The 9,770-nt window shown below is 38.7% G+C and carries 9 protein-coding genes; all 9 read left to right on the top strand.

What is annotated here, in order from left to right; all coding sequences use genetic code 11:
- Positions 1-66 precede the first annotated feature (66 nt).
- The 9 genes from V7137_RS06400 (at position 67) to argC (ending at position 9,645) form a co-directional block, all read left to right on the top strand.
- Entirely contained in the window at positions 67-831 is a 765-nt protein-coding gene (locus V7137_RS06400; protein WP_335697302.1) for a MerR family transcriptional regulator, read from the top strand.
- A gap of 306 nt (positions 832-1,137) precedes the next feature.
- Complete coding sequence (locus tag V7137_RS06395) at positions 1,138-2,151, top strand: ABC transporter ATP-binding protein (RefSeq protein ID WP_335697298.1); 1,014 nt, start codon at positions 1,138-1,140, stop codon at positions 2,149-2,151.
- Positions 2,132-3,100, top strand: coding sequence for an ABC transporter ATP-binding protein (locus V7137_RS06390; protein WP_335697297.1), 969 nt, complete (start codon positions 2,132-2,134; stop codon positions 3,098-3,100). The genes V7137_RS06395 and V7137_RS06390 overlap by 20 nt, the downstream gene beginning before the upstream one ends.
- Positions 3,101-3,148: 48 nt before the next feature.
- Complete coding sequence (locus V7137_RS06385) at positions 3,149-4,759, top strand: ABC transporter substrate-binding protein (protein ID WP_335697296.1); 1,611 nt, start codon at positions 3,149-3,151, stop codon at positions 4,757-4,759.
- Between the two features lie 129 nt (positions 4,760-4,888).
- The gene (locus V7137_RS06380; RefSeq protein ID WP_335697295.1) at positions 4,889-5,896 is read left to right on the top strand and encodes an ABC transporter permease; all 1,008 of its coding nucleotides are present in this window, start codon (positions 4,889-4,891) and stop codon (positions 5,894-5,896) included.
- A 15-nt stretch (positions 5,897-5,911) separates the two neighbouring features.
- Positions 5,912-6,811 (top strand): nickel transporter permease, encoded by a 900-nt coding sequence (gene nikC / locus V7137_RS06375; RefSeq protein WP_335697294.1) that lies wholly within the window; start codon positions 5,912-5,914, stop codon positions 6,809-6,811.
- A 153-nt stretch (positions 6,812-6,964) separates the two neighbouring features.
- The gene (locus V7137_RS06370; protein ID WP_335697301.1) at positions 6,965-7,474 is read left to right on the top strand and encodes a shikimate kinase; all 510 of its coding nucleotides are present in this window, start codon (positions 6,965-6,967) and stop codon (positions 7,472-7,474) included.
- Positions 7,475-7,570: 96 nt separating this feature from the next.
- The gene (aroD, locus tag V7137_RS06365; RefSeq protein ID WP_335697293.1) at positions 7,571-8,335 is read left to right on the top strand and encodes a type I 3-dehydroquinate dehydratase; all 765 of its coding nucleotides are present in this window, start codon (positions 7,571-7,573) and stop codon (positions 8,333-8,335) included.
- 272 nt (positions 8,336-8,607) lie between these two features.
- Positions 8,608-9,645, top strand: coding sequence for an N-acetyl-gamma-glutamyl-phosphate reductase (gene argC / locus V7137_RS06360; protein ID WP_335697292.1), 1,038 nt, complete (start codon positions 8,608-8,610; stop codon positions 9,643-9,645).
- Positions 9,646-9,770 lie beyond the last annotated feature (125 nt).

Here is a 9,770-nt window from a genome sequence, read left to right as displayed (position 1 = left end):
GCTATATGGTTATTGACATTGACGTTGCGTAAAGGTGTATCGTTAGGTTTACAAGGGGGTGAACGAATGGAATATACCGTGCAGAAGCTTGGAAGTTTAGCAGGTGTTAGTACCAGAACGCTTAGGTATTATGATGAGATTGGAATTCTTAAGCCGGCAAGAATAAATTCATCAGGATACCGAATCTACGGTCAGGAAGAAGTGGATCGCTTGCAGCAAATCTTATTCTATAGGGAATTAGGAATCAGTTTAGAGAACATAAAAGAAATCGTAACGGCTCCTTCTTTTGATGGTGCAGCTGCACTAAAAGATCATCGTAAAAAGCTCCTTGAGAAAAAGCAACAATTAGAATTGTTAATTGCAAATGTGGAAAAGACAATTGCAGTAACTGAAGGGAGAATGAAAATGTCGAATAAAGAAAAGTTCGAGGGATTTAAGAAAAAAATGATAGATGAAAACGAGAAAAAGTATGGGAAAGAAATTCGTGAAAAATACGGTGATGATACTGTAAATAAATCAAATGCTAAATTACAAAATATGACGCAAGAGCAATATGATGAGGTTACAGCATTAGCTGAAAAAGTTACCAAAACGTTAGCTGAAGCATTCCGAACAGGTGATCCAACTGGAGAACTGGCACAAAAAGCCGCTGATCTCCATAAACAATGGTTATGTTACTATTGGAATGAATACAATAAGGAAGCCCATGCAGGTCTTGCTCAAATGTATGTAGATGATGAACGATTTACTTCCTATTATGATAAAGAACAGCCAGGGACGGCAGAATTTTTAAGGGATGCTATTCATATTTATACTGGTATGAAAAAATAATTTTTTATAAAAGTAATAGAAGATATATGGGGGCAAAAAAAGTATATAAAAAATATAAGAAAAATGACCTGCCAAAACTTACCGATTATTAATTAAGTTCCGAAGAATTCCCTGTAAGACTGCAATAGTCTTACAGGTTTTTTTATTATCCTAAATGATCATTTTTTGAACTTTTTTCACGTTGTTGACAAAATTGTCTCGCAACACTAAAGTTATATATGTCATAATAATTTAAAAATTTACTATATTGTTATATTTCTGATAAACCAAAATACATAAAAAACAAAAGTGCAGGTAGGTGTAAATGTGGAAAAGGATCCTATTCTTCGAATAAAAGACTTAAAGGTGTCTTTTCAATCAGGGAAAAAATTCGTTCCAGCTGTTGATGGTATCAGTTTTGATTTAAAGGATGGTGAAATTTTAGGGATTGTCGGTGAATCGGGGAGTGGTAAAAGTGTTACTTCATTAGCAGCCATGGGGCTGATACCGTCTCCGCCTGGAAAAATTGAAAATGGTGAAATCATTTTTGAAGGAAAAGACTTGAAAAATCTACCTGAAAAAGAGTGGCGAAAAATCCGCGGAAATCAAATTTCAATGATTTTTCAAGAGCCAATGACATCATTAAATCCGCTGTTTACGATTGGCAATCAATTAATAGAGGCAATTCGATTACATACCGACCTTTCAAAGAAAGAAGCAATGGAACGCAGTATTGAATTATTAAATCTGGTTGGAATTCCTAGGGCAGAAGGAATCCTTAAAGAGCATCCCCACCAACTTTCAGGGGGGATGAGGCAGCGGGTTATGATTGCAATGGCAATGGCTTGCAATCCTCGGGTGCTGATTGCGGACGAGCCCACGACTGCGCTAGATGTAACGATTCAAGCACAGATCCTCGCTTTGATGAAGGATTTAAATAAGAAGACAAATACAACAGTTATTCTCATTACCCATGATTTAGGTGTTGTAGCAGAAATTTGTGAACGGGTCATTGTCATGTATGCGGGGCAAATTGTTGAGCAGGGTGATGTAAGAACGATTCTCAAAAATCCTCAGCATCCTTATACAAAGGGCTTGTTAAAATCCGTCCCTGATTTAAGAGGGAAAAAGGAACGGCTGTATAGTATTCCAGGCGCAGTCCCTACTCCAGGCACGATCCATAAGGGATGTCGGTTCGCTGCAAGATGTGGAGAGGCATTCGCTCAATGTCAGGAAGACACACCAGATTTATTTAAAATGGAAAAAGACGGACATGAAGTGCGCTGTTTCCTACATACATTGAAGAAGGAGTGTGACAACAATGTCAGAATTACTTCTTGAAGTAAATGGGTTAAAAAAGTACTTTCCGATAACTGGCGGCCTATTCGGAAGGAAACATGGCGAAGTCAAAGCGGTTGATGATGTTTCTTTTTACGTTAGAAAAGGAGAGACATTAGGGATTGTTGGTGAAAGCGGCTGTGGAAAATCAACCACAGGTCGTCTCCTTATGCGATTGATTGAAGCGAGTGATGGAAAGATTGTTTTTGAAGATAAAGAGATTACTAGCATGTCAAAGGCAGAATTGAGAAAAACTCGACGAGATATTCAGATGGTATTCCAGGATCCTTATGCATCGCTTAATCCGAGACATTCGATCGAACAGATTCTTGAAGAGCCTTTAATCGTTCATGGAATTGGCACGAAAGAGGAACGCAAAAAGCAAGTGAGAGAAATGCTTGAGGTGGTCGGCTTAAGCAGCTACCATGCCAAAAGATATCCACACCAATTTAGCGGCGGTCAGCGTCAGCGGATTGGGATTGCGAAGGCGTTAATGACGAAGCCCAAATTAATTATTGCAGATGAGCCTGTCTCAGCGCTCGACGTATCCATTCAGGCCCAAGTTCTTAACTTGATGAAGGATATACAAAAGGAATTCCATCTTACTTACATATTTATCGCGCATGATTTAGGGGTTGTACGACATATTAGTGATCGCGTTGGCGTGATGTATTTAGGAAGATTGATAGAGTTAGCTGAAAGTGAGGAGCTTTATGAAGATCCGAAGCATCCTTACACTAAGGCACTTCTTTCAGCTGTACCAATACCAGATCCAGATATTAAGAGAGAAACAATTTTAATCGAAGGAGAACTTCCTAGTCCAGCTAATCCTCCTTCAGGCTGTGCCTTCCATACACGCTGCTCACAGGTGATGGATATTTGTAAAAATACTAGACCAGTGGAACAAAATCTTAACGGTCATTTTGTCGCATGTCATTTATATAACAAGTGATTTGCCGCATTTATGATAAAAACAAAAAAATAAGGGGGTTAAAATCTTATGAAGAAGAGGTCTTTTAAACTGCTGTTGATCTCTCTATTAGCCATCAGTATGTTATTAGTTGGCTGTAACAGCAAAACGAATGAAGCAGGAGGCAAAAAGGATCCTGCCAGTGGTGGATCGAAAAAGGATACACTAGTTTATGGTCGTGGAGGAGACTCTACATCACTAGATCCTATCACTACAACTGAAGGTGAAGCATTCAAAGTAACAGAAAACATCTATGAAACATTGATTCAATATGGTGATCAAGATACCACAGTCAACCCAGGTCTAGCTGAATCATGGGAAGTTTCACCAGATGGCTTAACTTACACATTCAAACTTCGTCAAGGAGTTAAGTTCCATGATGGTACAGATTTTAATGCAGAAGCGGTTGTTTTTAACTTTGATCGCTGGATGAATGGTGATGCTGATAAATATCCTTATTACACCATGTTTGGTGGTTATAAAAAGGATGAAGGTCACGTTATCAAAGAAGTAAAAGCCGTTGATGCAAATACCGTTCAATTTGTCTTAAAACGTCCACAAGCTCCATTCTTAAAGAACCTAGCGATGTCTCCGTTTGGAATTGCCAGCCCTACGGCTGTTAAAAAATATGGTGACAAGTTTAGACAAAATCCGGTTGGAACAGGTCCATTTAAATTCGTTGAGTGGAAAGAAAACGATACTATTACGCTTGAAAAGAACCCTGACTATTGGCAAAAAGGTTTGCCTAAGTTAAACAAAGTTATTTTCCGTGTAATCCCTGAAAATACTGCACGTCTTAACGCTCTTGCCAATGGCGAGATTGACGTGATGGATGGACTAAATAATTCAGATGAGGCTACTGTGAAAGCAAATGCTAACCTCCAAGTGATTGAACGTCCATCAATGAACGTTGGTTATATTGGTTTAACAACTACACGTAAACCATTTGATAATAAACTCGTTCGTCAAGCAATTAACTACGCAGTTGATAAAAAATCAATCATTGATGCATTTTATGGTGGGAAAGCCCTTGCTGCCGTCAATCCAATGCCACCTTCCATCGAAGGCTATAATAAGTCAATTGAGCCGTACCCTTATGATCTAGAGAAAGCAAAGGCTTTGTTGAAAGAGGCTGGATACGAAAAAGGATTTGAAATCGATTTATGGGCAATGCCTGTTGCTCGCCCATACATGCCAGAAGCACAAAAAGTTGCTGAAGTTATCCAAGAGAGCTTAAGCAAAATCAATGTCAAAGCCAAAATCCAATCTGTGGACTGGGCTACTTACTTAGATAAAGCAGCTAAAGGTGAATTTGATATGTTCATGCTTGGCTGGACAGGTGACAATGGTGACCCTGATAACTTCCTATATACTTTGTTGGATAAAGACAGTATTGGAAGCAATAACTATTCTCAGTATAGCAATGACAAACTACATGATGTCTTAATTAAGGCTCAAACAGAAACAGATCAAGCTAAGCGTAATGCGCTTTATGAGGAAGCACAAGTTATTATCCATGATGATGCTCCGTGGGTCCCACTTGTTCACTCTACACCGCTGTTAGCAGCAGGGAAAGATGTGGCAAATTACTTACCACACCCAACTGGATCAGAAGCGCTGACAAAAGTTGAATTTAAATAATAATGGCAGAAAGGGGAGGAAGCTTTGCCTCCCCTTTTGTTAACGAAACGCATTCTCTTTTTGGTAAAAAAATGGTCAAGTTGTAGCGCCTAGCCAGGCGTTTATGCTTTACAGTGAGGTGAATATAAATTGTTAACTTATACAGTCCGCCGTGTGTTTTCATTAATACCTGTTTTAATTGGGATGACGCTCGTTGTTTTTGCTATTATCCATGCGATTCCTGGAAATCCCGCGCAGGTGATTCTTGGGCAGAGAGCAACGGCAGAATCCATTGCCACGTTAACGAAGGAATTAGGATTGGACAGGCCTTGGTACATACAATACGTAGATTATATTAATGCCCTGATTCATGGGGATTTAGGTGTTTCACTCCGGACAAGGGGTCCAATTAATGAAGAAATATGGCCTTACTTAGCAGCAACAGCGGAACTAACTATCGTAGCAATGCTTATTGCCATCATTGTTGGCGTTAATGCAGGTATAGTTAGTGCCTGGTTCTCGAAATCGTGGTTTGATTATGTTGCGATGGTCCTTGCCCTTATTGGTGTATCACTGCCAATTTTTTGGCTTGGTTTAATGGAGCAATGGGTATTCTCCATTGAATTAGGCTGGCTTCCGACAACCGGAAGAGAGAATGTACGAGACCCCGTTGCAGCGATTACTAATTTTTATTTAATCGATACCCTATTACAAGGAAGACCTGATCAGTTTATTACAGTCCTAAAACATTTGGTGTTACCGAGCATTGCGCTTGCTACCATTCCAATGGCGATTATTGCTAGAATGACTCGGGCAACGATGCTCGAGGTGATGAAATCAGATTATGTCCGTACAGCAAGAGCAAAAGGACTGAGCATGTTCTGGGTTGTGTATAAACATTCCTTAAAAAATGCTGTTATCCCTGTTCTAACTATTATCGGCTTGCAGACGGGCCTTTTACTGGGAGGAGCCATTTTAACTGAAACCATTTTTGGATGGCCAGGAATCGGGAGATATCTATATGATGCCATCGGTTACCGTGATTATCCAGTTATTCAGTCAGGGATATTAATTATTGCGGCAATTTTTGTTCTTATTAATTTAATCGTAGACTTATTATATGTTCTTGTTGATCCGCGGATTAAATATACGAAATAGAGGGGGGAACTTAACGTGGCAGAACTTGCAAAAAATCCGGCAAATATAAAAGCGGTAATTGCTGAAGAAAAGCTGACACCTCCATGGAAGGAAGCCTGGCAATCTTTCTATAAAAATCGATTAGCACTGGCAGGCTTAGGAATCGTGGTCTTTTTTATTATTATTGCTGTGATTGCCCCAGTTATTGCACCATATAGCTATAAAGATCAAGTCTTAACCGATCGAATGCTCCCGCCTTCAAGTGAACATTGGTTTGGGACGGATGACTTTGGACGCGATATTTTTTCTCGGATTGTTTACGGGGCAAGAATATCATTGTGGGTAGGCTTTTTCTCAGTATTAGGTTCAGTTGTGGCAGGGACATTCCTTGGCATTGTAGCTGGATACTATGGACGCTGGGTAGATGCTGTTATCTCCCGTATTTTTGATATTATGCTAGCTTTCCCTAGTATTCTCTTGGCGATTGCAGTTGTTTCAATTTTGGGACCATCATTGCAAAATGCGCTAATTGCGATTGCGGTGATTAACATCCCGAATTTTGGACGACTTGTTCGCTCCAAGGTATTAAGTGTAAAACAAGAAGAATATATTATGTCGGCCCGTGCTGTCGGGATGAAAGATTCGAGAATACTCCTTCGCCACATCCTGCCGAATAGCATATCACCAGTAATCGTCCAAGCCACATTAGCGATTGCTACGGCAATTATTGAGGCTGCAGCCCTTGGTTTTCTTGGAATGGGGGCACAAGCACCAACACCTGAGTGGGGGAAAATGCTGGCTGACTCTAAAAACTATATAACACAGGCACCATGGACATTATTCTTCCCTGGTGTAGCTATTATGCTGACCGTCCTTGGATTTAACTTAATGGGCGATGGACTAAGGGATATCCTTGACCCGAAAATGAAACAATAAACGTAGAGACTCCTGTGTGAGTCTCTTTCTTTTGGTGTCAGGCACCAATAAATTTCCCTAAAAATTTTCTAAAATCTAAAAATAGCATTATAATTATGCTTAATCATTTGAATAATCCAATTGGAGGTCTGGGGTATTTTGACGAATAGAGATATGAGTATTGTTTTTATTGGGTTTATGGGTGCAGGAAAGACTACTGTTGGTATGAAGGTTGCTGAAAAACTCAATCGTGAATTTATTGATATTGATGATAGAATCGAAAAAGAGTATAACATGCCCGTGTCGCAAATTTTTACTGAATTTGGTGAGAAAGAATTTAGAGATAGAGAAAAAAGTTTAATTGCAAGTCTAGCAGTACAGAAGCAAAAGGTTATTTCTCTTGGTGGCGGAGCATTCCTTCAAAATGAGATTAGAGAGAGCTGTTTAGCATCTTGTATTGTTATTTTCCTTGAACTCTCATTGGAAGCTTGGAAGGATCGATTAGGTTTGATTATTGACAGCCGCCCCGTATTAAAAGGTAAATCAATGGAAGAAATGGAAGAACTGTTTTATAAAAGACAAGCTATATATAGTAACCATCATTTAAAGATTTCCACGGATCACAAAAATGCGGAGGAAATTGCGGACCTAATTGTAAAAGAATTAATGACTTATGGGGAATAAACCAATACTTTAGTTTGTTGATTGGAGCGAAGCTTTTTTCGCTCCAATCAACAGGCAAGTTTAACAGATCCAAAGTAATAAAAAGGAGTGGGGAAAATGCCTAAAACTGTTACTGTTAGAGGCCTTACCATTGGGGCAGGAATCCCAAAAATCTGTGTCCCTTTGGTTGGAGAATCGATAGCACAATTAAAGGAGGAAGCTGAATTTCTTAAAAATGTCGACTTAGATGTCGTCGAGTGGCGTGTCGACTTTTTTGACCAAGTAGAAGATATTGAGCAAGTAAAAATTGCTCTTGTTGAGATTCGCTCGATCCTGCCGAACACACCACTTATCTTTACCTTTCGTAGTCATAAAGAAGGCGGTAATAAGGAAATTTCTACTGCTTTCTATTTTGAATTAAACAAGACGATCTCAGAAACCGGCTTAATAGATATCGTTGATATTGAACTATTCAATGATGAAAAAGAAATAAAGGAATTAATTGAGGATGCTCATGCAAAAAAAGTCTTTGTTATTATTTCTAACCATGACTTTCATAAGACGCCGGCTAAAGAAGAAATAATCTCGCGGTTAAGGAAAGCACAAGAATTAGGGGGCGATGTACCGAAAATTGCTGTGATGCCAACAAGCACTGCCGATGTGCTCACCCTCTTAGATGCAACAAATACAATGAATGAACTGTATGCTGACCGACCTTTTATTACCATGTCTATGGCAGGTAAAGGAGTCATTAGTCGTTTGGCAGGCGAGGTATTTGGATCAGCTCTTACTTTTGGAGCAGCAAAAAAAGCCTCTGCACCCGGACAGGTGGCAGTTAAGGAATTAAGAAACGTATTAAATCTGTTACATGCGGGTTTATAAACATTTGAAAGGCACTCAACCGAGTGCTTTTTTTTTTAGATAAATAATGATAGCTATAGAAGGACAGTGAACATTACATAATTCACTGTCTTTTTTATATACATATCTATGCATAAAAAATGTATAATCTTACAAGGTTGAATGAAAGCGTTTTCAAAATATAGAGTGATTATTTTCAATAAAAACAGAAAATTAAGCTATTTTTCGATTGAATAATTATATAAATGGATGTATAATAATTCATTATGAAAGCAACTTAGGAGTTGGGTAAATTGAAGGCTGCAATTATCGGTGGTACTGGTTATGGATCAATTGAGTTAGTGAGGTTAATCAATAAGCACCCTTATTTGGAGATTGGTTCAGTTGTTTCAAACTCACAATCAGGGTCTAACTTTAGCGGAATTTATCCACATCTCACTGAAATGGTGGAGCAACCGCTGGAAACATTTGATGTTGATAGATTGTCTGAAAAGAATGAAATTGTATTTTTTGCAACCCCGTCAGGTGTGAGTAGCAAACTTGTGCCACAACTAGTTGATAGGGGAATTAAGTGTATAGATTTATCAGGAGATTTCCGGCTAAGGTCTGCGGTAGAATACGAAACTTGGTATAAACACTCACCTGCTGAAGAGAACTATCTAAATCAAGCAATCTATGGTTTAAGTGAAATATATCCTGGCCAAATAAAGACGGCCAATTTGATAGCCAATCCAGGATGTTATCCAACCGCATCCAGTCTGGGCATTTTACCAATCCTTACATCCAAATTAGCAGATGAAAAATCGATAGTCATTGATGCAAAATCTGGAGTTTCTGGTGCTGGCAGAGGTCTTTCCTTAACAGCCCATTACTCTGAAATCAATGAAAATTTTAAAGCTTATAAACTAGGAAAACATCAACATATTCCTGAAATTGAGCAAGTACTTTCAGATGAGAGTGGAAGTCCAGTCACGATTACATTTACTACCCATCTTGTCCCTATGACAAGAGGAATCATGTGCACGATGTATGTGAATCTTAAAGAAGTAATTTCCACAAAAAAAGTAATAGATTTTTATAAACAATTTTATCAAGAATCTCATTTTGTAAGAATACGGCCGGAAGGGAATATACCTTCAACAAAAGAGGTCACTGGAAGTAATTATTGTGATATTGGGCTGCATGTTGACGAACGAACAAATCGTCTGACGATTATTTCCGTTATTGATAATTTAGTTAAAGGTGCTGCCGGGCAGGCCATCCAAAATGTAAATTTGATGAATGGCTGGGATGAGCGAACAGGGCTCACTGACATTCCAATGTTTCCATAGATAATTAAAAACTACCTTGTTTTATAAAGGCTCTTTTCGTAAACTTTGTTGCTTTTGGATCTTAATAAGTGTTATTTACTAAGTTTCTGGGCAATTTTCGCAAATATTCTTACGAAAAGATGCCA

The sequence above is a fragment of the Neobacillus drentensis genome, assembly GCF_036962765.1.
In the GTDB taxonomy this organism is placed as follows: Bacteria; Bacillota; Bacilli; order Bacillales; family Cytobacillaceae; genus Neobacillus; species Neobacillus drentensis_C.
This window is presented reverse-complemented; position numbering and strand designations above follow the sequence as displayed.